This is a genomic window from Marinobacter sp. MMG032 (assembly GCF_040112695.1).
GTDB lineage: Bacteria > Pseudomonadota > Gammaproteobacteria > Pseudomonadales > Oleiphilaceae > Marinobacter > Marinobacter salsuginis.
Genome location: NZ_CP157802.1, coordinates 503896 through 524845, shown reverse-complemented (window position 1 = coordinate 524845; position 20950 = coordinate 503896). Strand labels below are relative to the sequence as shown.

The following is a 20950-nucleotide window of genomic DNA, read 5'->3' as shown; positions in this document are numbered from 1 at the left end:
AACCCGGCTATCATCCCTGCCAGAAGTGGCTAATTGTCCTCTTTTGCTCAGTCCTTTTCAATGATGTGATTTCTATCTTAAGAAAAATGCTAAAGCCGGGGCCGCGTGCGGCCCCCGCTTTCCGGTTATGCCCAGGCGCGTCGCAGAACCGCGCGGGCGTCCTCCAGTGTCACTTCCTTCGGGTTGAACATGATGGAGCCATCATCCAGCGCCATTTCGGCGATGTGATCCAGCTGATCCTCGGTTACCTTGCCGGTTTCCTTCAGTGTACGTGGCAACTGGCACCGCTTGTAAAGGGCATCCCGAAGTTTGCGAATGGCGGAAATACTGGCCTCTGCCCGGCGGCTTGCAGGCGTTGCTGCGAACACTTCTGGGCCTTCCAGATACAGCAACAAGTCGCCCAGAGGATCCCGGATGGTTTCCAGGTTGTACTCCAGCACATAGGGCAGGTAAAGACTCATACACAGACCGTGGGGTAGGTGACAGATAGCGCCGGTTGCGTGTCCCAATGCGTGCACCAGGCCCACCATGGAATTTGAAAAGGCAATGCCGGCCATGGTCGACGCCTGGGCCAGCTCCAACCGGCCGTCGCTGTCTTTCGGGTTGTCCATCACATTGAGCAGGGAGTGGCTGATCTTTTTGATCGCCGCGGTGGCGTAGGCGTCGCTCAATGGGTTCTTGGCCATGCAGGTAAAGGCTTCCGTGGCATGGGTCATGGCGTCCATCGCCGTTGCCGCGGTGATGTGCGGCGGCAGGGTAAGTGTCATGCGCGGATCAATGATCGCCGCGTTAGGCAGCAGGAACGATGACGTGAAGGGCAGCTTGACGCCCTTGGTTTCATCGGTGATCACGGCAACGGAGGTGACTTCCGAACCGGTACCGGCCGTTGTGGGCACGACGAAAAAGGGCTTCAGGGGATGCTTGAGCACGCCGGCACCGCTGTACTTCGCGATATCGTCACCACCCTCGGAAACCAGAATATTGACGGCCTTGCCGGTATCAATCGCCGAACCGCCGCCGACGGCGATAATGGAGTCGCACTTTTCCTGACGGTAAATGCCGGCGATATCACGCACCACGGTGGTGGAGGAGTCTGGCGGAACATCATCATAGATAGACGTGATTTCCAGCCCGCTTTCCTCGCAAGCGGCGATAACGGGTTCCAGCAGACCCGCAGCCCGTACGCCCTTGTCGGTTACGATCATCGGCCGTCTCGCAGCCATGCCTGTGAGCTCATAGGGAATGTGTTCAAGTGCGGCCTTGCCGGCAATGACTTTCACCGGGCAGAAGAACTCATAATATTTAGTGGTCATCACGCTCTCGCTGTCTCGACAAAATTGGTTGCAACTTTCAGGTAAATGCGTGCAGCACTGATCAGTTTTTCCGGCAGGTGCAGATCGGCCGGGTACTCCTTAACGGCCCGCTCGGCGATCAGTTTTGGCAGAATGAATGACTCAAGCCGGTTCAGCACCCGGGTCATGCGCACCGCATAGCTGATGTCGCCATCGACCAGCATGCGGTCATTGGCGAATGCCACGGAGGTTTTCTCCTGGAAAGACAGCACCAGAAACGCATGGGCAATATGCTTGAACTGAATTGACAGGTCGACGGGGCGGGGTGCCTGGTCACCGTGGTAGCGGAATCGCCCCTGGCCGGTGTGCTCCACGATCAGCTTTGAGCCGTCCGGCATCACCATCATTTCAAACAGAAAGCCATCAGGCAGGGCCCTGGCTTCATTCTGAACCTTTTCGTCCACTTCACTCACAGCCTGCAGTGCCCGCCCCATTACCTGAAACATCAGTTCCACATACAAGCGGCGCGCCTGGAAGACCATGGGCTGGATACGTTTCGCTAACATGTCCGTCATCCAATCATTGTTGATGTGATCTGATTTTTAGAGTTATTGCTCTAAAAGTCAATGGAGGCGTCGACAGAAGATGTGCGTCAGACCGGCAATCTTGATCCCGGGCAATAAAAAGGCCGGAACCCCTCGGAACTCCGGCCTTCTAAAGTCAACGATTCCGGCGGCAATTATTGCGTGAGTGCCGCCAGTTTACGTTTGGCCTCTTCAGCCACGTCACCACCGGCTTCGGCGGCCTTGCTGTAATAGGCAATGGCTTCATTTCGATTATTCTGTTTTACCGCGACATCGCCGAGTCGCAGGAAGGCGATGGATGTGGGAACGGTTTCATTGGCTTTGATGAGGTTTTCCCTGGCCTTGTCCAGATTATTGAGTCTCAGGGCATTCAGGCCGTTGTAAAGGCGGTATTTAAACATTTCGGGATAGAGCTCCACGGCCTTCTCGAAGTCGGCAGCGGCTTTCTCGGCTTCCTTCTGCTCCTGATAAATTCGACCGCGCAGCGCGTAGAACATGGCCTCACGCGGAAGCAGGCGAATCGCTTCGTTTATTTTGTCCAGGGCAGGTTTCATTTCACCCTTGGAAGCAAGCTCCATGGCCTTGTCGTGGGCCTCGTACGCGGGTTGCAGCGAACGGAGCTTGCCCATCTTGCGTTCGTAGACTTCCTCTCCCCGATAGCCGCCGGCACCGATCTTCTGAACCAGTTCGCGGTTTTCCTGTACCCTCTTTGCCGAGGGTGGATGGGTCGCAAACAGACCATCAATGAAGCTGGACTGACGGCCCTCAGAGAGTTTCAGAAAGAGCTCCTGAAGCTCGACAGCCGCCTGCGGGTCGTAGCCTGCCTGTTTCATGTAAAGAATGCCGTAATGATCAGATTCCAGTTCATCTCCCTGGCTGTATTGCGCCAGTGCGAGTTGGGCCCCCAATGCGGCACCACCCATGATCAGCCCGGCCCATTCGTTATCCGAAAGCGCAAAGCCGAGGCCAGCAACGCCGGCACTGATCAGCATGCCCTGTTGCATCCGCTGAACACTGTGTCTGGCCGCAGCGTGAACAATCTCGTGGCCAAGAACCGAGGCAAGCTGAGCCTCGTCCTCGAGTTCTGTCAGCAGGCCGCGATTGATGGCGATCTTGCCTCCGGGCAAGGCCCAGGCGTTGGGCACGCTGCTGTTAAGAACCACGAATTCGTAGGGCAGATCGGGACGATCGCTGACCTGCGCCAGCTTCTGGCCGACCTCGCTCACGTACAGATTCAGCTCGGGGGCGATATAAAACCGGCCGCCCTGGGTTTGCTGTGTGGGCTCGTATTGCTCCGCGCCCATGGCGAGTTCCTGGCTCTCGCCGATCAGTGAAAGCTGCTTTTCGCCGGTAACCGGATTGACCGAGCAACCACTCAGCAATACCGCCAGGGCAATGATAGCGAGGCTGGTTTTGATAGCAGACAGGTTCAAGATGAGCTCCCTTTTCGATGAATCTATGTCGGGCTCCGTCGTAAATCTTTGCCCGATTACTGAAAGGCCAGTTTATAGCACATGATTGGTTGTGGGTGGATGACCGCTCCGCCTCGAGCGGTGGTGGCGAACAGGTCCATGGCGTATCATAAGCCCCTGTTCCCGCTCTGTTTCGCCATTTTCAAATCTAGGGCAGCCAATGGGTAATCTTCTCGAATTAATCGCTTTGCTCTGGTTCCTGGTTTGTTGGCTGGGTTATACCGAGTACTCCAAACGCCGCGCCGCCGACCGACCCTGTCTCTCCAACACGCTCGACCTTTATCGGGAAGACTGGATGCGCGTCATGTTGCGCCGGGAAAACCGGATTGCTGATGCGTCGGTGGTTGGTAACCTGGAGCGAAACGGCGCCTTTTTCGCCTCCAGTTGCCTGCTGATTCTTGCGGGTATCATCACTGCGCTCGGATACACCCAGGAAGTGATGGAAGTGTTCAGCACCATGCCATTCGGAACCTTGCCGACCCGGGAAATCTGGGAGCTGCGCATGGTGGTGCTGCTAGTGGTGTTTATCTATGCCTTCTTCAAATTCACCTGGTCCATGCGGATGTACAATTTTGTCTCGGTGATGGTAGGCAGTGCCCCGCCACCGGACGATACCAAAACCAGCCCGGCAGGACGGGAAGCCTTCGCCCGCAGTGCCGGCAACATCTGCAACCTCGCAGGCGACGCGTTCAACCTGGGTCTTCGATCCTACTATTACGCGCTTGCCGTGGTAGGCTGGTTTATCCATCCGATCGTTTTCATGGCGGCGTCCACCCTGGTGGTCATCGTACTCTACCGCCGGGAATTCTGTTCTACGGCACTGGAGGCGTTGAGAGCAGGGAAAGTGTTCGAAGAGCCGCTGCCCGGCAAGGCGGAAAACAGCGCAAAACCCAAAAGTTGATCCACAGGTTGAACCTGAATGAACGATGACATCCGACGGAAACGGGTTACCCGTTTTATCGACACACTCAACCAGGCCAAAGAGCTGGGGCTTACCGTTACCGAATCCAAAAAGGGCAGCCTGACACTGTGCCTGCCATACAGTGACCGGATTATCGGTAACCCGGACACCGGTGTGATTCATGGCGGCGCCATTACCACCCTCATGGATACCACCTCAGGCTGTGTGATCCTTTGCGCACTGGACGATTTTGAGCTTTGCCCAACACTCGACCTGCGTGTGGACTACATGCGCCCGGCCCATCCCAGGAAGCCGGTCTACGCAAGGGCCGAAACCTACCGGGTAACCCGTAACATCATTTTTACCCGGTGCGAGGCTTACCAGGAGGGCGGTGAAACCATTGCCAACTGCGTGGCCACCTTCATGCGTATTGGCAAGGATGCCAGCCCGAAACACTACCGGGACCTGATTACCGGAGGTGAAGAATGACCGATCCTGAAATCCTGCGCTACACCCAGGAGACCGGTGACTTCAGCCGCATGCTGAACAGCATTCCCTACGCCACCTGGATTGGTCTGCAGTGCGAGCGCTTCGGTGACGACCTGATTTTCCGTCTGCCCTGTAAAGACTCCAACCTCGGAAACCCGATCCTGCCGGCTATTCATGGCGGTGTGATCGGTGGTTTCATGGAGATGTCCGCCAACATCTACCTGATCATGTCCCAGGAAAGCCTGCGTATGCCCCGCATCGTCGATTTTTCCCTGGATTACCTCCGTGCCGGTCTCAACCGCGAAACCTACGCCGAATGCCGCCTGACCCGCCAGGGCAACCGCGTAGCCAATGTGATGGTCAGCGCCTGGCAAAAATCCCGCTCGCAACCCATTGCGACTGCCAGGGCACACTTCCTCCTCGAAGACTGATTTGCCAATGCACCGGGGCTTGAAATGCCCCGGCGTGCCCCCACTTTTGCTCAGAACGAACACAATAGCCTGGTGGCGCGGGTAGGAAGGGCTTTCCAAAACCGTGCGGAGCCATGGGCGAAGAGCGAAAGCTCTTCACGGGCAGGCCATGGACGGCCTGCCCAGGACCCTTGTGCGACGCAGGAGCGAAAAGCGCGAGGGGCGGAGCCGAGCGTACATGGATGTATTCACAGCGTGTTTTGGAAAGCCCTTCCTACCCGTGCCGCTCCACGAATCATGAGGTAACTCGGGCGCTGCCATTAGCCCGATTATTTGTAGCAGGAGACAAAAACGCCATGACGGTTGAGACGCAAAAAGAGACTCTGGGTTTTCAGACCGAAGTGAAGCAGCTGCTTCACCTGATGATTCACTCGTTGTACTCCAACAAGGAAATCTTCCTTCGTGAGCTGATTTCCAACGCTTCAGATGCCGAGGACAAACTGCGTTTCGCAGCACTGAAAGATGACGGCCTTTACGAGGGGGATCCTGAGCTGAAGATTCGCCTGGATTTCGATGAAGAGGCGAATACTGTCACTCTGACCGATAACGGTATCGGCATGACCCGTGACGACGTCATCCAGAACCTGGGCACCATTGCCCGTTCCGGCACCGCCGAATTCCTGCAGCAGTTGTCTGGTGATGAGAAGAAGGACAGCAAGCTGATCGGCCAGTTTGGTGTCGGTTTTTATTCGGCGTTTATCGTGGCCGACAAGGTGGATGTGTTTACCCGCCGCGCCGGTGCTCCGGTAGAAGAGGGCGTGCATTGGGAGTCCAAGGGCGACGGTGAGTTTTCCATTGAGCAAGTCAATCGGGAAAACCGTGGTACCCAGATTGTGCTGCACCTGAAATCGGACGCCAAGGAATTTGCCAACGGCTGGAAACTGCGCAGCCTGGTGAAGAAGTACTCCGACCATATTTCGTTTCCGGTGGTCATGAAGGCCGAGTCCGATGAAGGCGAGAAGAAAGACGAGTACGAGACCGTCAACGATGCGACCGCGCTCTGGACCCTTCCGCGTACCGAGATCAAGGACGAGGAGTACAAGGAGTTCTACAAGCACATCGCCCACGATTTTGAAGACCCGCTGACCTGGTCCCACAACAAGGTGGAAGGCAAGCTGGACTACACCAGCCTGCTGTATATCCCGGCCCGAGCGCCTTTTGATCTTTACAACCGGGAAGCGCCCCGCGGCCTGAAGCTGTATGTGCAGCGCGTGTTCATCATGGATGACGCCGAGCAGTTCCTGCCGCTGTACCTGCGTTTTGCCAAGGGTGTGATCGACTCGAACGACCTGTCCCTGAACGTTTCGCGCGAGATCCTGCAGAACGACAGCACCGTGGAAAGCATTCGTACCGCGCTGACCAAGCGGGTTCTGGACATGCTGTCCAAGCTGGACAAGAAGGATCCGGAGCAGTACCAGAAGTTCTGGGGTGAATTCGGCACTGTATTGAAGGAAGGCCCGGCGGAAGATTTCAGCAACCGCGAGAAGATTGCCGGTCTGCTGCGCTTTGCCTCCACTCACACCGGTGAAAGCACGCAAAATGTCTCTCTCGATGACTACATCAGCCGTATGAAAGAGGGGCAGAAGAAGCTCTATTACATTACCGCCGACAACTTCACCGCGGCCAAGAGCAGCCCGCACCTGGAAGTTTTCCGCAAGAAGGGCATCGAGGTTCTGATCCTTACCGATCGCATCGACGAGTGGATGATGGGCTACCTCAGCGAGTACGACGGCAAACAGTTCCAGGACGTCGCTCGTGGCGATCTGGACTTGGGCGAAGTCGAGACCGAGGAAGACAAGAAGCACAAGGAAGAGGCGGCCGAAGAGCACAAGGATCTGCTCGAGCGCATCAAAAATGCTCTGAGCGACCGGGTTCAGGAAGTGCGTGTAACCAACCGTCTGACTGACTCACCGGCTTGCCTGGTTGTGGGGGATTTTGACATGGGTGCGCAGATGAAGAAGATCATGGAAGCCGCCGGCCAGAAAGTGCCGGAAAGTAAACCGATCTTCGAGATTAACGTGGACCACCCTCTGGTTCAGCGCCTTGAGAGCGAGAAGGGCGAAGAGCGGTTCAACGAGCTCTCTGCAGTCCTGCTGGACCAGGCCACCCTGGCAAGCGGTGAGCAGCTCCCGGACCCGGGTGCCTACGTTACCCGCCTGAACCGTCTGTTGCTTGAATTGGCCAACTGATAGCCGATGCAGCAGATTATAGTGGATATCAGCATCAGCCCTGATGAGTGGATCAAGCTCTATCAGGGCGTTGCCACCGATGTTCACACCACGGCCCGGGACGGACGCTCCGTCCGCTTCCCGGCCCGTATTCTCTCCCGTTTCTACCTCCGCGATGGAATTCGCGGCAGTTTCCGCATTGTTTTTGACGATGCCGGCAAGTTCTCTTCCATTGAGCGGCTCTAGTCAGCCAGCACTTCATTCATAAATAAAAGCTTTCACAAATTTATTTTTAATTAATTGTATTGGGCGATCGACCTCGCGCTAAGGTGGTGGTGTTCTCGTTAGGCAGGAGCAGATCCATGTCCAATGCAGTGTCACTCAGTCGTTCAATCGCCTGGCCGGACTTTCTAGACATCCTGGCGAGTTACTCAAGTGATTACGCTTGTGCCCAGTAATGGAATGAACCCGCATGGCGTGCGGGAAACCCTATAGGCACACGCTATCCGGGACATAAGAAATTCTCAGAGCAGATCGTTTGTTGTGTCCTATAGTTAGAGGTGCCTGAATCAAAGCAGTGTCGTTTTGCCAACCCCAATGAGGAGAGAGAAATGACCGACAACAACAGTGCGGGTGGAAAGTGCCCCGTAATGCATGGCTCGAATACCCAGGAGAAGGCCGACGTAGCCGGCTGGTGGCCTGAGAACCTCAATCTGGACATCCTTCATCAGCACGACCGCAAAACCAATCCCCTCGGTGAAGATTTCGACTATCGGGAAGAGGTCAGGAAACTCGACCACGAAGCCCTTGAAAAAGACATGCACGAGTTGATGACCAACAGCCAGGAATGGTGGCCGGCTGATTGGGGTCATTACGGTGGTCTGATGATTCGTCTGGCGTGGCACGCGGCCGGTACCTATCGACTGGCCGATGGCCGCGGTGGTGCGGGTACCGGTAACCAGCGATTTGCTCCTCTGAACTCGTGGCCCGACAACGGCAACCTCGACAAGGCCCGCCGTCTGCTGTGGCCGCTGAAGAAAAAGTACGGCAACAAGGTGAGCTGGGCCGACCTGTTTATCCTGGCCGGTAACGTTGCCTATGAATCGTTTGGCCTGAAGACGTTTGGTTTCTCCTACGGCCGGGAGGACATCTGGCACCCGGAGAAAGACATCTACTGGGGTGCGGAAAAAGAGTGGCTGGCACCATCGGACAGCCGTTATGAGGACGTGAACAAGCCTGACACCATGGAAAACCCTCTGGCCGCCGTGCAGATGGGTCTGATCTATGTGAACCCGGAGGGCGTCAATGGTCAACCGGATCCCCAGAAGACCGCCGAGCAGGTAAGAACGACCTTTGCCCGCATGGCGATGAATGATGAAGAGACTGCAGCGTTGACCGCGGGCGGCCACACGGTTGGTAAAGCTCACGGTAATGGTGATGCCGATGCCCTTGGACCAGAGCCGGAAGGTGCAGACGTCGAAACCCAGGGCTTCGGCTGGATGAACCCGAACCTCGGCGGCAAGGCGACCAATGCCGTCACCTCCGGTATCGAAGGCGCCTGGACGACGAACCCGACCAAGTTCGACATGGGCTATTTCGATCTGTTGTTCGGTTACGAGTGGCAGCTGACCAAGAGCCCGGCTGGTGCGAACCAGTGGGAGCCGATCGACATCAAAGAAGAGCACATGCCGGTCGACCCGACCGACCCATCTGTCCGTCGCAAGCCGATGATGACTGATGCGGATATGGCCATGAAGGTGGACCCGAAGTACCGTGCGATCTGCGAGAAGTTCATGGCCGATCCGCATTACTTCAAGGATTGCTTCGCCCGTGCCTGGTTCAAGCTGACGCACCGCGATATGGGGCCGAAGTCCCGTTACATTGGTCCGGGTGTGCCGGATGAAGACCTGATCTGGCAGGATCCGGTGCCCCAGGGCGAGACCAACTACATCGAAGAGGTGGTGAAGGAGAAAATCGCCGCAGCGGGTCTGAGCCTGAACGAGTTGGTCTGCACCGCCTGGGACAGCGCCCGCACGTTCCGCGGATCTGATATGCGTGGTGGTGCCAACGGTGCCCGGATTCGCTTGGCTCCCCAGAAGGACTGGCAGGGCAATGAGCCCGACCGTCTGGACAAGGTGCTCAAGGTGTATGAACAGATTTCGGCCGACACCGGCGCCAGCATCGCTGACGTGATCGTGTTGGGTGGTAACCTGGGCATCGAGATGGCAGCCAAAGCTGCCGGCCATGACGTGCACGTTCCCTTCCTCAAGGGTCGTGGCGATGCGACCGACGAGATGACGGACGCAGAATCCTTCGAACCGATGGAGCCGTTGGCTGATGGCTTCCGCAACTGGCAGAAGAAGGATTACGTGGTCAAGCCTGAAGAAATGCTTCTGGACCGTGCCCAACTGATGGGTCTGACCGCGCCTGAAATGACCGTTCTTCTTGGCGGCATGCGGGTGCTCGGGACCAACTATGGCGGCACCAAGCACGGCGTATTCACAGATCGCGTTGGCCAACTGACCAATGACTTCTTCGTGAATCTGACTGACATGGCAAACCGTTGGGAGCCTACTGGCAAGAACTCGTATAACATCGTGGATCGCAAGACTGGTGATACCAAGTTCACCGCGACCCGTGTTGATCTCGTGTTCGGCTCCAACTCCATCCTGCGTGCCTACGCAGAGGTGTACGCCCAGGACGACAACGAAGAGAAGTTCGTGAACGACTTCGTCGCCGCCTGGACCAAGGTCATGAACGCCGATCGCTTCGACGTCAAGAAGTAAACCAGCCGTAACCAGCCGGGCATTCCATTGCGGAATGCCCGGCTACCAACTTCCCGCCAAATTCCCTACAATCCGCTCCGTCTGATTTTTGATCAGCCACAACCTTTACCCCTTTTGATCAAACCTCTGGAGCCTTCATGCGAATCATCCTTGCCCCGATGGAAGGGCTGGTCGACGCACCTATCCGCGAAACCCTGACCAAGGTTGGCGGGATAGATCGGTGCGTAACCGAATTCGTTCGCGTGACCCATGGCATGCTGCCTCCGAGAGTGTTCTATAAATACGCCCCCGAGCTACACAACCGGTCACTCACTCAAGTAGGTACCCCCGTTGCCGTTCAGCTATTGGGTTCAGACCCTCATCAGATGGCACGCCATGGCGTGCGGGCTGCGGAACTTGGTGCTACCCAGGTGGACATCAACTTTGGCTGCCCCGCCAAAACCGTGAATAAACACAAGGGCGGCTGCGTGTTGATGCGGGAGCCGGAGCTCATGCACGAAATTGTGGCTGCTGTTCGTCAGGCTGTGCCAGGCCATGTACCTGTTACCGCCAAGATGCGGCTGGGCTACGACGACCGTTCCATGGGCGTGGCTTGTGCGCAGGCACTGGAATCCGCCGGTGCCGAAGAGATTGTTATCCATGCCCGCAGCAAAGTGGATGGCTACAAACCGCCGGCCTACTGGGAGGAAATCGCCCGGGCAAGGGAGGCGGTAAAAACCCACATCATTGCCAACGGCGAGATCTGGACGGTCGCGGATTACTGGCGATGCCGTGAGGTGTCCGGCTGCGATGACGTGATGATTGGCCGTGGCCTGATCGCGCGGCCAGACCTCGCCCGCCGGATCAAGGCCAGCCAGCAGGGTGAAACCGTGGCTGATATGACCTGGACGGAGGCCGTGGCGCTGGTTCGCGAGTACGCGACCGTTCTCCAGGGCTGGCTTGAGGACCGCTATGTGACCGGTCGCATCAAGCAGTGGCTCAATTTTCTCCGCCAGGGTTTTGCCGAGGCAGAAGCGCTCTGGCCAGAGGCTCGAAAAATTCGTCAGGTGGCACCCATGATGGCATGCCTAGAGCAGCCGGTTATCCTGACAGACACGCGCGCAGCCTGACCCAAATCTTCCCAAGTTGGAATTTCCTCCGTTGACACTGGTATCAACGGTGTTTTTGTTCGTATCTAAACTGTTACGAACAAAAAAGCGACTGGGAGGACGATCAACATGTTTCCAGGACTATTCCGTTACGCCCTGGCGAGTGCCGGAGTGATTGCCTGTATGCTTTTGGTTGCGGCCTTGCCCGCCGCAGCTGATGACCATGTGGTAAAGGTGACCCCCTTGGGTAGCCACGATGGTGAATTCTGTGGCCGTGACCGGGCGCTGGTGTTTGAAGATCCGAACGGCACCCGGATTCTCTACGATGCCGGCCGAACCGTCGCCGGGCCAGACGATCCACGTCTGGGCAAGATCGACATTGTGCTGGTTTCCCATATGCATGGGGACCACGTGGGTGACCAACGAATCAGCAAGACAAACCAGGGCACCTGCGGGTCCCCGGACACCGGTGTTTCAACGCTGCCACAATCCAACACCGTCGATATTGCAGTGAAACACAACGCAAAGATCGTGACAGGCAGTGAAATGCCTGCCTTTTTTGCCGCCAAGCTCAAGGACGCTGGCGGTGATCCCGCCAACTCCATGCTGGTGCGTTTTGGGGGCGAACGTGAGGTTGGCGGAGTGGCGATCACCACGGTGCCTGCGGTTCACAGCAACGGCGTTTCACCTTCCTTCCTGACCGGTCCATTGGCGGAATACCTGGCAGCTGCCGGTGTGGGTGCCAGTGTGGGACCACCAACGGGCTACGTGTTGAAGTTTTCGAATGGCCTGGTCGTTTACCTGTCAGGTGATACCGGTATTACCGCTGAGCAGCAGCTGGTTGTGAGAGATCACTATGGTGCGGGGCTTGCGGTGATGAACATAGGAGATACGTTCACCACCGGACCCAGGCAGGCCGCCTATGTGATCAACCATCTGGTGCAACCGAAGGCCGTCATTGCCTCCCATGCCAACGAGCCGGCCACCTCCGGCGGCAAGGTTCAGGACGGCACGCGCACGGAGTTGTTCCGGGATTCCGTGAACGTGCCGGTCCATGTTCCGCTCAGTGGCCGCACCATGGCGTTCAACAGTATGGCCAGCTGTATATCCGGCTGTAATTGATGATCAATGCGGCAGCCGATCAGTTCTCCATCTCCGGCTGGTAGTTGCCCGAGCGCGCTGCGCCGTTCAGACGAGCGCGCTTGAGTATCGCCGACTGGGCTTCGGGGCCATTCTCCAGATTGCCGGCCCAGGCTTTCTGGGCCGGCTCCTGCAGCGCACGTCCATAGGAAAAGCTGAGCTCCCAGGGCTGAGGCCCCATGCTGTTCATGGCATTCAGGTTGATAGTGGCCTCTTCAGGAGTTTGCCCGCCCGACAGGAAGAAGATGCCCGGAACCGCAGCCGGTACCGCTCTTCGAAAGACAGCAAGTGTTGCTGTCGCCACTTCTTCAGGCGCGGCCTTTGAATTTTCCTTGCCCGGTGTCACCATGCTGGGCTTCAGGATCATCTGTTCCAGCTGAACTTTATGCCGGTAAAGGGCTCGGAAAACCTCGCGAATGACCGCTTCGCTCACTTCGGCGCAGCGATCAATGCTGTGATTGCCATCAATCAGCACTTCCGGCTCGACGATAGGCACAATACCCAGGGACTGGCAGATAGCCGCGTAACGGGCGAGAACCTCGGCATTCGCCTCGATCGCCTGCCGCGAGGGCAGGGTGTCTGAGATGTGGAACACATCCCGCCACTTGGCAAACCGTGCCCCCTGGTTCTTGTAGATTTCCAGGCGGTCGTCCAGGCCATCCAGACCAAAGGTGATTTCATCACCGGGGGCATTCACGAGAGGGCCTTTACCCTTGTCGACCTTGATACCTGGCACTATGCCTTTGCTGGCCAGAAGCTTCGGCATGGGCACATTATCGAGGCTCTGCTGGCCGAGTGTCTCTTCAAACAGGATGACCCCACTGATGAATTCCCCGAGCCCGGAAGCCGAAAAAATGAGGCTCCGATATTCCCGCCGCATATCCTCGCTCGACTCCACGCCAACGGCTTTGAAGCGCTTGGCAATGGTGGGGTGGCTTTCATCCGCCGCGAGGATTCCCTTGCCTGGCTGAACCAGATCCCGGATGGTCGTGCTGAGTTCTTCCTGAGTGGTCATAGTGAGCTCCTGATTAATCCTTGAAGGTCTGATTGGTCGTTCGGCCCGCTACCTTATTGTAGACGTTGAATAGGTGTGTGGAATTTGATCTGGGCTAAGGCAGAAGCCTGCACTGTGATTTATGCTTCAACAATAACAACAGGGAAAAGGGAAGCCTGAATATGAAAACCGTTGTCAGTGTCAGCCTGGGATCTTCCGAATACGATTACGATCTGGAGACCTCCTTCCTCGGCCAGCCTTTCCGGATTATTCGAATTGGCACAGACGGCGACCTTTCCCGTGCCGAAGCGGTTCTTGAGTCGGTACACACGCAGGCCGACGCCATTGGTCTGAGTATGGTCCACGATCACTATGAGGTGGGTCGGGAGCAGCTTGAACACCCCGATACCGCTCGCCTGGAGGCCTGTGTGCCTGACAAGCCCGTGACCACCGGTGCGGGCCTGAGGGCGATCCTGCAGGAATGGGCCGTCCGCCACACCCAATCCGAACTGGGGCATTTTTTCGACAACGCCCGTGTGCTGTTTATGAATGGGCAGGCCGGTTATCGAATTGCCCGGTCCCTCTCGGAACACACCGACAACCTTTTCTTTGCCGACCCGTACACGGATTTCGGGGTGCCCAGGCTGCTGACTTCCCTGAAGCAACTGGAAACCTACACCTCGCTGACGGCTCCGATCATGTTCAGGCCAGCAGCCGTGAAAGCGGTAGAAACCATTCTTCGCACACCCTTATATCGTCTGGGTGAAAACCTCGTTAAAGGCTCATTGCACCATGCCGTGGCCGATTCCCACGTGATCGTAGGCGCCATCGGAGACCTGGAGCATTTCACGCAGAAAGAGCTGGATGGCAAGACCATCATAACTTCGCGGGTTACTGACTCGGCGCTCGACTGGATGAGGTCCCGCCGGGTTGCCATGGTCGTTGACTACAGTCCATGGCTGGAAGGCCGACCCCTGGGCGTGAATGTGATGGAGGCGATGATCAGCGCCGCGCTCTCCAGAACACCGGATCAGCTGGGACCGGACGATTATCTGGATGTTATCCAGAGTCTCGGTATTGAGCCGCGAATCCTGTATCCGGATGGCTACCGTCGGGTGAACCGGTTTGCGTTTGTTATTCATCCGCTTTCCCAGCAATACCTCACCAAGACGCCGCCGCTGGATTGGGTTGCCAATGTTTCCCCTCCTGTGGTGATGAACCTGGTGGAAAAGGCCATCGCCTATTCACCACCGTTTATTTATTCGAAGGTGTCCGGAATCCGGTCACCGAATGGCGATGAGGTAGAGGGCTGGCTGATTACCGTGGGTGGCACCCCCCGGGAAATCATGGCCCACGGGCCGGAATTTACCTACGCCCGGCTGTTGCAGGCCGCAAAACTGGCCAAGAAACTCGGGGCCCAGATCATGGGCCTGGGGGCGTTCACCAAGGTAGTGGGGGATGCAGGTATTACGGTGGCCAAGCGGGCACCGCTGCCGATCACAACCGGTAACAGCTACAGTGCCTCCGGCGCGCTTTGGGCGGCCCATGATGCCATGAAGAAAATAGGGCGGGTAAGTATCGGCGCCAGCGGCAAGGCCGCCGGCAAGGCGATGGTGGTGGGTGCTACAGGTGCCATCGGCTCCGTCTGTGCACGATTGCTGGCCAAGGCAGTGGATGAGGTCTACCTGGCGGCACCGGAGCCGGCGAAACTCCTGGCGCTCAAGGAAAGCATCGAACAGGAAACGCCCGGGGCCATCGTGCATGTTGCCGGTTCGGCCGAACGCGATCTGGCGGACATGGACATGATCGTCACTGCCACCTCCGGAGCCGGCAAACGCATTCTCGACATCATGAAAGTGAAGCCGGGTTGTGTGATCACCGACGTAGCGCGCCCCCTGGATATTCCGGCAGAAGACGTGGCAAAGCGTCCGGATGTGCTGGTGATCGAATCCGGCGAAATACAGCTACCGGGCGACGTACACATGAAAGACATCGGCTTGCCCAAAGGTATTGCCTATGCCTGCCTGGCGGAAACCATTGTGCTGGCCCTTGAGGCGCGTTTCGAGAACTTTACCCTGGGCCGAAACATCGAATGGGAGAAAGTGCGGGAGATCTACAAGCTCGGCCTGAAGCATGGCATGAAACTGGCCGCAATCTCCGGGGTGAACGGTGTGTTCACCGAGGAGGACTTCGAACGGGTTCGAACCCTGGCGGCCAGTGCAGAAGAACCTCAGGCGCAAGAACCTCAGGCAGAGGGATCGAGCACACCGGCGTAGCGCACGCCGCTGAGCAGGGCCATCTCCCGATGCCAGGTGGACAGGTCATCGATATTCAGTTTGCTGAGGCTGTCATGGCCGCAGGCCCTTGCCATTACCTGCATCAGTGAGACCGAGGCCTCAAGGAAGTTCTGCAGCTGTTTGGCCGACTGGTCCACGTTCAACCGCTGGCGCAGATCCCTGTTCTGGGTTGCGATGCCAGCGGGGCAGTTATTGGTGTTGCAGATACGGGCAGCAACACAGCCGATGGACTGCATGGCACTGTTGGCAATCGCAATGCCGTCTGCACCCAGGGCCATCGCCTTCACGAAATCAATGGGCACCCGCAGGCCGCCGGTCACGATCAGCGTGACTCGTCCGCTGGCGCCGCGATCATCCAGATAGCGCCGGGCGCGAGCCAGGGCCGGAATGGTCGGCACACTGATGTGGTCGCGGAAGATTTCGGGCGCAGCGCCGGTACCTCCGCCACGGCCGTCCAGAATGATGTAATCGGCGCCGGCATCCAGCGCGAACTGAACATCCCGCTCAATGTGATTGGCGCTGAGTTTGAAGCCCACAGGAATTCCGCCGGTGATTTCCCGAACATGGCTGGCGAAGCGCTGGAAATCCTCGACCGAGCGCAGATCCTCGAACGTGGGTGGTGAAATGGCAGATTCACCCTCGGGAATGTTGCGAACCTGTGAGATCTTGCCGGTGTTTTTGTTGGCGGGCAGGTGGCCGCCGGTACCGGTCTTGGCGCCCTGCCCACCCTTGAAATGGAATGCCTGGACTTTCTTCAACAGCTCTTCTTTGTAGCCAAACTTGGCGCTGGCCAGTTCATAGAAGTAGCGTGAGTTTTCCTGCTGCTCCTCCGGTAACATGCCGCCTTCGCCGGAACAGATACCGGTTCCCGCAAGCTCGGCGCCCCGGGCCAGGGCAATTTTTGCCTCCTCCGATAGAGCGCCGAAGCTCATGTCCGAAACGAAAAGGGGCATGCTCAGGGTGAGGGGTTTGCGTGCTTCAGGTCCGATCACCAGTTCCGTTGATACTTCGGCGTCATCGGCCAACGGTTTGCTGGCCATCTGGGCCACCATTAGCTGCAGATCGTCCCAATGGGGCAGGGTGTGACGGGGCACGCCCATGGCGGTTGTTGGGCCATGGTGGCCCATGTTGCTCAGGCCCTCACGCGCTAACTGGTGAATAAACTCCGTCGGCTCGTCCTTTGTCGACTTGGCTTTTGGAGCGTCACCGGACTGGCTCTCATCGTCGCCATCGTCGTCAGAATCAGGTGCCTCCTTGCCAACCTGATCATCGCTGAACTGCTGGTGGGTGCCGTCACAGTAGGGAGCGCTTCCGGTCTGTTTGCACTGGCACAGAACCGCCTCTTCGTCTTTTTCCGCCTTGAAGACCTTGGGTTTGAATCCGGTGTCTCCATGGGAACCGTCGCAGAACGGCTGGTTATTGGAACGACCACAGACGCAGAAGGCGTATTCTTCGCCCTTTTTGAGACTGACTTTCTTGGGCTTGTTATCAGCGATCACCGGATTGCTCATTGCAAAGCTCCTTGTTTGGCGTATGCCGGTAAATGTACAAAGGTGTACGGGCATCAAACGCAAATAGGCTACTTGTAATGACCAAGTGTGGGTCAGAAATGCTGTCAGTGCTATTCCGTTCGCCAATTTCGCTCCAGCAATTCGTGTTCTTTCTCTGGGCCAATTGGTGGCGTCGCCATCATGCGGTCGAGTTGGTCGTCAAGTACGCTTCCTCCGCTGGCTGTCCGGTAGCCGTCGCTTGCAACTGCCTGACCTGTTTCCACCTGAACTCGCTGTTCCCAGTTCCCCGAATGGGTGCGACAGGCAATCTGCTCCGACCCATTGCTGTGGGTCTCTAACCGGAACTGCCGACACCATTCACCGGATTGGTTTCTGAAGGTCAGTCGAGGTGTAAGTTCGATGCTGGCATTCACAGAATAGGTTTCTCCGCTGGGGCGGCTGTCCAGTGTCGCCGCTACCTCTGACCATACCGCATTGTCCGCGGTTGGCATGGTAAGCCACTGCGCCATCGCGAACCCTGCGACCACGGCTGCTGCAATGGCTTTACCTGAATGCCCGCGCAGTCTGCGCCACCAGGGAAACGATACAACATTGCTATCCGTTGGCTTTGGCGTCTCCCGATTATCCTCAGCGAGCATCCTGGTGACTGATTCGGGGAAGGGACGGTCATCAATGTCGCCGTAGTGGCTCTTTAGTTCTGAATCAACGGCCGCAAGCTCCGCCAACCGGTCGGTCAGGGATGGGTCCGTTGCGAGCCGCTCCCTGACAGCCTCCATTTCCGATGGGCTCAGTTCACTGTCCAGAAATGCTGACAGTGTTTCGTCTGTAATCTTCATGACTCGCTCCTCAAGGTTGCGGGTGACAGAGCTTCGCTCAGGGCTGCCCGGGCACGGGCCAGCCGGCTCATGACAGTGCCTTTGGGCACCTCGAGTATTTCCGCCACCATCTTGTAGGGCATTCCCTGGATAGCAACGAGAGAAATGATCTGTCGCTGGTCTTCGGGAAGGCGCGACATGGCGGCGTCCACACGGCTCCACTCGATCTCTTTCGTTGTCTGATGCTCGCCATCGGTCACTTGCCCATCACTTAACTCCGGATTTTCGGTGGCATCCCGACGAACCTTTCGAGCCCGACACTCGTCTATCCAGACATTGCGGCATATCCGGAAGGCCCATTTCGTGAGATCGACATCACTGGGCATATCGCGGGTCAGGATTCTCTCGACGGTATTCTGTAAGAGGTCGTCGGCATCGGCCATGGAGCCCGTCAGGGAGTACGCAAACCTTCTCAGGGCTGGTAGTAGATCCTTGAGTTCCTGTTGCATAGTTCTTTTTCAGAGTTGAGTGTATGGGGAAGACGATCCGGCCCGCGTTTTATTCCATGCGTCAGGGAATTTTTTCCAGTTCAGGCCGTTAGAGTAAGTGAAACAATCCAGAATTTGGACGGTAACCATGAAGCCGCTTTTTAAATTGTCGATTCTGTCAGCTGTGGTCATGTGGTGGGCGCCGTCATCTGCGACCGCGCTCACTGCGGACGGACTCATTAACAACCCGGCGAGCGGTATTACCCGACAGGTGGAGCGAAACGCCGAGCGGCTGGTGGAGCGGGCAGCGACTCGTCGAGCAGAGCAGCAGGCTCAGAAACTCCGGAGTGTCGTCGAGTCGCTTCCGGATAGCCTTCCTGTCTACACAGTATCAGGGCAAAAAGCGTTTAATGAAGTCGTACAGGAGGATGGCTTCAGGGCTGTAGAGAGGCAATGGCTGGTGACCGGTACGCCGGAGGACATCAATCGCCTGGACCATCCGGGGATCACCGTTCTGGAACGTACAACCTTATCCGGGCTTGGCATGATCGTGGCCAGATTTCGGGTTCGTCCGGACCTGGATTCATACGAGAGTCTTCGCAAGCTCTTGCCGGACCTGGCCGACAGCCTGGACCGCAACCACGTATACAGCCCGCGGACAGGTCCATCCGATTCTTCGGAAGTGCCTGCCGTTCGATCGGGTGTAAGCCTGTGTGAGGAGCCGGTCAAAATAGGAATGATCGACACGTCCGTGGCAACGGAACACCCCGCTTTTGGTGCAGCCCGTATAGTCGAACAACGTTTTTTGTCGCTGGAAGGGAGTCGCGGTGAACTGGCTCCTGTAAAACAACATGGTACAGCGGTCGCGGGCCAGTTGGTTGGCAGGCAGGGTAGCGAAGGGGAGGCAAGGCTGCCGGGCGCGACCCTTTTTAACGCCTCGGTTTTTTACTCGCGGACAGACAATCTCTCCGGAGCCACGCTCGTGCATTTGCTGAAGGGTTTGGACTGGCTGGCGACACAGGAACCATCGGTGATCAATATCAGCCTTACCGGTGCCGATAACCGGCTACTGGGAGCGGCGGTCAGACGACTTGCCAATCAGGGTACGTTGTTGGTTGCTGCGGTTGGCAATGAGGGGCCCGCCGCGTCACCGCTGTTCCCGGCGGCGTATTCTGAAGTGATTGGCGTTACCGCAACCTCCCGCACAGGTGAGCTCTACCGATGGGCAAGTCGCGGAGAACACGTGATGTTCGCAGCCCATGGTGTTGCGGTTAGCGTTCCTGACCCGGAGGGAGGCCTGGCGACGGAGAGTGGCACTTCACTGGCCGCTCCTGTTGTTGCAGCTGCCTTGGCCTGTGAAGCCAATGGCAGTAATCCACAGAAGGCCGTTGAGGCTTTGATAGACCAGGCTCAGGACCTCGGTGAACCTGGTCGGGACAGTCTTTTTGGTTTCGGTTTCCTGCCGTATTGACTTGCCCGCCTCAGAAATCTGCCCTGAGTGTCAGGCCGGCAATGGTTCGGCTGTAGTCGGTGGAGTCCTCGGTGCCCTGGTAAATACCATGAGACACAGAGGGCTCGACGCTGAAAGTCCCGTTCAGACCAATTCGCCAACTGGCTTCGAAAACATTAGCCTGCTCGGCCCGACGACTGGCTGACGTGTCGATAAAATCCCCGGTGAAAGGGTTGTCGAGAAACGAGCTAGAAGAAGAAACCGCTGTTTGGTCGTAGTCCCGTGTTTCATATCGCCAGCCAAGACTAATCCGATTATCCTCTCCTCCCAGCAAAAAGCGGTTGAGCAACGTCGCCCGCACTCGCCAGAGGTCATTGTCGAAGGATTCCGCTTCGGCATCCTCCTTGTCGTAGTCTACGCCGATTACGAAATGACTCCTGGCGTTGTTAAAGAAGAAAAACGAATCGAGGCTTGCGCCCCGGATGTCCGAATCGCGCGCCTCGCTCTCCTCGTAGTCCTTACGCTTTTCCTGCAGGCTCGCAAGCAGGTAAACATCATCATCAATGAGGCTGCCGAGATAAGCGCTTGCCCTGTGGAAATCGAGAAAGGGCTCTGAGCCTAAAACCGAGTGGGAATAATGGTAGCTCGTACCAATGGTTACCGGATCAAAATCGTAACTCAGATCGGCGGAGAGTAGGTGAATGTCCTGGTCGAATTGACCAAGCTCCCGATACCGACTGCCAGAGAGGGAGTATCCGAGGGTAAGGTTCAGTCGCTCGGCAGGCTTCAGCACCCCTTCCAGGCCGGCGTCAAAAACCCAGGCCTGATCACTCTGTTCCGATGAGGCGTTCAGGTCGTCCACTGAGACATTGCTGTCGTGTTCAACGCCGGCTGACAGGTGTCCATTTAAAGTCGCTTGTTCGGCGGCGTCCGCAAAACACATAGAGGCCGAGAGACCCAGCGCGGTAACGCCGTACTGTAGAGATCGCGTGAAGTTCATCAGCG

18 protein-coding genes are annotated in these 20950 nt (G+C 57.2%); 10 read left to right on the top strand and 8 right to left on the bottom strand.

Annotated features, from left to right (window positions below):
• Positions 1 to 125: 125 nt before the first annotated feature.
• The 3 genes from ABNF92_RS02435 to ABNF92_RS02425 form a co-directional block, all read right to left on the bottom strand.
• Complete coding sequence (locus ABNF92_RS02435; protein WP_069184627.1) at positions 126 to 1313, bottom strand: iron-containing alcohol dehydrogenase; 1188 nt, start codon at positions 1311 to 1313, stop codon at positions 126 to 128.
• The gene (locus ABNF92_RS02430; RefSeq protein WP_136629691.1) at positions 1313 to 1858 is read right to left on the bottom strand and encodes a hypothetical protein; all 546 of its coding nucleotides are present in this window, start codon (positions 1856 to 1858) and stop codon (positions 1313 to 1315) included. Before ABNF92_RS02430 ends, ABNF92_RS02435 begins: the two co-directional genes overlap by 1 nt.
• A 173-nt stretch (positions 1859 to 2031) precedes the next feature.
• Entirely contained in the window at positions 2032 to 3309 is a 1278-nt protein-coding gene (locus tag ABNF92_RS02425; RefSeq protein WP_349343343.1) for a M48 family metalloprotease, read from the bottom strand.
• A 199-nt stretch (positions 3310 to 3508) separates the two neighbouring features.
• On the opposite strand from ABNF92_RS02425, the gene ABNF92_RS02420 reads away from it, so the two are divergent.
• From ABNF92_RS02420 to ABNF92_RS02385, 8 genes are all read left to right on the top strand, one after another.
• Positions 3509 to 4249, top strand: a complete 741-nt coding sequence (locus ABNF92_RS02420; RefSeq protein WP_136629693.1) for a DUF599 domain-containing protein — start codon at positions 3509 to 3511, stop codon at positions 4247 to 4249.
• An 18-nt stretch (positions 4250 to 4267) separates the two neighbouring features.
• Positions 4268 to 4738 carry a PaaI family thioesterase gene (locus ABNF92_RS02415; protein ID WP_349343342.1) on the top strand — a complete coding sequence of 157 codons (471 nt, stop codon included), beginning with the start codon at positions 4268 to 4270 and terminating at the stop codon, positions 4736 to 4738.
• Entirely contained in the window at positions 4735 to 5169 is a 435-nt protein-coding gene (locus ABNF92_RS02410) for a PaaI family thioesterase (protein ID WP_069184632.1), read from the top strand. The genes ABNF92_RS02415 and ABNF92_RS02410 overlap by 4 nt, the downstream gene beginning before the upstream one ends.
• 335 nt (positions 5170 to 5504) lie before the next feature.
• Positions 5505 to 7397, top strand: coding sequence for a molecular chaperone HtpG (gene htpG, locus ABNF92_RS02405; RefSeq protein ID WP_349343341.1), 1893 nt, complete (start codon positions 5505 to 5507; stop codon positions 7395 to 7397).
• Between the two features lie 6 nt (positions 7398 to 7403).
• Positions 7404 to 7622 carry a DUF2835 domain-containing protein gene (locus ABNF92_RS02400; RefSeq protein WP_008172004.1) on the top strand — a complete coding sequence of 73 codons (219 nt, stop codon included), beginning with the start codon at positions 7404 to 7406 and terminating at the stop codon, positions 7620 to 7622.
• Positions 7623 to 7987: 365 nt separating this feature from the next.
• A complete protein-coding gene (katG, locus tag ABNF92_RS02395) occupies positions 7988 to 10162 on the top strand; it encodes a catalase/peroxidase HPI (RefSeq protein WP_349343340.1) in 2175 nt (724 codons plus the stop codon).
• A gap of 137 nt (positions 10163 to 10299) precedes the next feature.
• Positions 10300 to 11271, top strand: coding sequence for a tRNA-dihydrouridine synthase (locus ABNF92_RS02390; RefSeq protein ID WP_349343339.1), 972 nt, complete (start codon positions 10300 to 10302; stop codon positions 11269 to 11271).
• Between the two features lie 108 nt (positions 11272 to 11379).
• Positions 11380 to 12372: an MBL fold metallo-hydrolase gene (locus ABNF92_RS02385; protein ID WP_069184636.1), complete on the top strand. Its 993-nt coding sequence runs from the start codon at positions 11380 to 11382 to the stop codon at positions 12370 to 12372.
• A gap of 19 nt (positions 12373 to 12391) precedes the next feature.
• Here the strand turns inward: ABNF92_RS02385 and ABNF92_RS02380 are convergent, their stop codons facing one another.
• Positions 12392 to 13405 (bottom strand): class I fructose-bisphosphate aldolase, encoded by a 1014-nt coding sequence (locus ABNF92_RS02380; RefSeq protein ID WP_349343338.1) that lies wholly within the window; start codon positions 13403 to 13405, stop codon positions 12392 to 12394.
• Positions 13406 to 13566: 161 nt separating this feature from the next.
• On the opposite strand from ABNF92_RS02380, the gene ABNF92_RS02375 reads away from it, so the two are divergent.
• Positions 13567 to 15660, top strand: coding sequence for a dehydrogenase (locus ABNF92_RS02375; RefSeq protein ID WP_069184638.1), 2094 nt, complete (start codon positions 13567 to 13569; stop codon positions 15658 to 15660).
• Here ABNF92_RS02375 and ABNF92_RS02370 read toward each other — a convergent pair.
• From ABNF92_RS02370 to ABNF92_RS02360, 3 genes are all read right to left on the bottom strand, one after another.
• Positions 15630 to 17192 (bottom strand): glutamate synthase-related protein, encoded by a 1563-nt coding sequence (locus ABNF92_RS02370; RefSeq protein ID WP_349343337.1) that lies wholly within the window; start codon positions 17190 to 17192, stop codon positions 15630 to 15632. The genes ABNF92_RS02375 and ABNF92_RS02370 overlap by 31 nt on opposite strands.
• A gap of 110 nt (positions 17193 to 17302) precedes the next feature.
• The gene (locus tag ABNF92_RS02365) at positions 17303 to 18028 is read right to left on the bottom strand and encodes a hypothetical protein (RefSeq protein ID WP_069184640.1); all 726 of its coding nucleotides are present in this window, start codon (positions 18026 to 18028) and stop codon (positions 17303 to 17305) included.
• Entirely contained in the window at positions 18025 to 18516 is a 492-nt protein-coding gene (locus tag ABNF92_RS02360) for an RNA polymerase sigma factor (protein ID WP_069184641.1), read from the bottom strand. The genes ABNF92_RS02365 and ABNF92_RS02360 overlap by 4 nt, the downstream gene beginning before the upstream one ends.
• Before the next feature lie 127 nt (positions 18517 to 18643).
• On the opposite strand from ABNF92_RS02360, the gene ABNF92_RS02355 reads away from it, so the two are divergent.
• Positions 18644 to 19966 (top strand): S8 family serine peptidase, encoded by a 1323-nt coding sequence (locus ABNF92_RS02355; RefSeq protein ID WP_349343336.1) that lies wholly within the window; start codon positions 18644 to 18646, stop codon positions 19964 to 19966.
• A gap of 10 nt (positions 19967 to 19976) precedes the next feature.
• On the opposite strand, the gene ABNF92_RS02350 is transcribed toward ABNF92_RS02355, so the two are convergent.
• Positions 19977 to 20945 (bottom strand): surface lipoprotein assembly modifier, encoded by a 969-nt coding sequence (locus ABNF92_RS02350; RefSeq protein ID WP_349343335.1) that lies wholly within the window; start codon positions 20943 to 20945, stop codon positions 19977 to 19979.
• Positions 20946 to 20950 lie beyond the last annotated feature (5 nt).

Coding starts and splice junctions, on each gene's coding strand:
- ABNF92_RS02435 (WP_069184627.1), bottom strand. CDS start 1,313: ATGACCACTAAATATTATGAGTTCTTCTGCCCGGTGAAAGTCATTGCC.
- ABNF92_RS02430 (WP_136629691.1), bottom strand. CDS start 1,858: ATGTTAGCGAAACGTATCCAGCCCATGGTCTTCCAGGCGCGCCGCTTG.
- ABNF92_RS02420 (WP_136629693.1), top strand. CDS start 3,509: ATGGGTAATCTTCTCGAATTAATCGCTTTGCTCTGGTTCCTGGTTTGT.
- ABNF92_RS02415 (WP_349343342.1), top strand. CDS start 4,268: ATGAACGATGACATCCGACGGAAACGGGTTACCCGTTTTATCGACACA.
- ABNF92_RS02410 (WP_069184632.1), top strand. CDS start 4,735: ATGACCGATCCTGAAATCCTGCGCTACACCCAGGAGACCGGTGACTTC.
- htpG (WP_349343341.1), top strand. CDS start 5,505: ATGACGGTTGAGACGCAAAAAGAGACTCTGGGTTTTCAGACCGAAGTG.
- ABNF92_RS02400 (WP_008172004.1), top strand. CDS start 7,404: ATGCAGCAGATTATAGTGGATATCAGCATCAGCCCTGATGAGTGGATC.
- katG (WP_349343340.1), top strand. CDS start 7,988: ATGACCGACAACAACAGTGCGGGTGGAAAGTGCCCCGTAATGCATGGC.
- ABNF92_RS02390 (WP_349343339.1), top strand. CDS start 10,300: ATGCGAATCATCCTTGCCCCGATGGAAGGGCTGGTCGACGCACCTATC.
- ABNF92_RS02385 (WP_069184636.1), top strand. CDS start 11,380: ATGTTTCCAGGACTATTCCGTTACGCCCTGGCGAGTGCCGGAGTGATT.
- ABNF92_RS02380 (WP_349343338.1), bottom strand. CDS start 13,405: ATGACCACTCAGGAAGAACTCAGCACGACCATCCGGGATCTGGTTCAG.
- ABNF92_RS02375 (WP_069184638.1), top strand. CDS start 13,567: ATGAAAACCGTTGTCAGTGTCAGCCTGGGATCTTCCGAATACGATTAC.
- ABNF92_RS02370 (WP_349343337.1), bottom strand. CDS start 17,192: ATGAGCAATCCGGTGATCGCTGATAACAAGCCCAAGAAAGTCAGTCTC.
- ABNF92_RS02365 (WP_069184640.1), bottom strand. CDS start 18,028: ATGAAGATTACAGACGAAACACTGTCAGCATTTCTGGACAGTGAACTG.
- ABNF92_RS02360 (WP_069184641.1), bottom strand. CDS start 18,516: ATGCAACAGGAACTCAAGGATCTACTACCAGCCCTGAGAAGGTTTGCG.
- ABNF92_RS02355 (WP_349343336.1), top strand. CDS start 18,644: ATGAAGCCGCTTTTTAAATTGTCGATTCTGTCAGCTGTGGTCATGTGG.
- ABNF92_RS02350 (WP_349343335.1), bottom strand. CDS start 20,945: ATGAACTTCACGCGATCTCTACAGTACGGCGTTACCGCGCTGGGTCTC.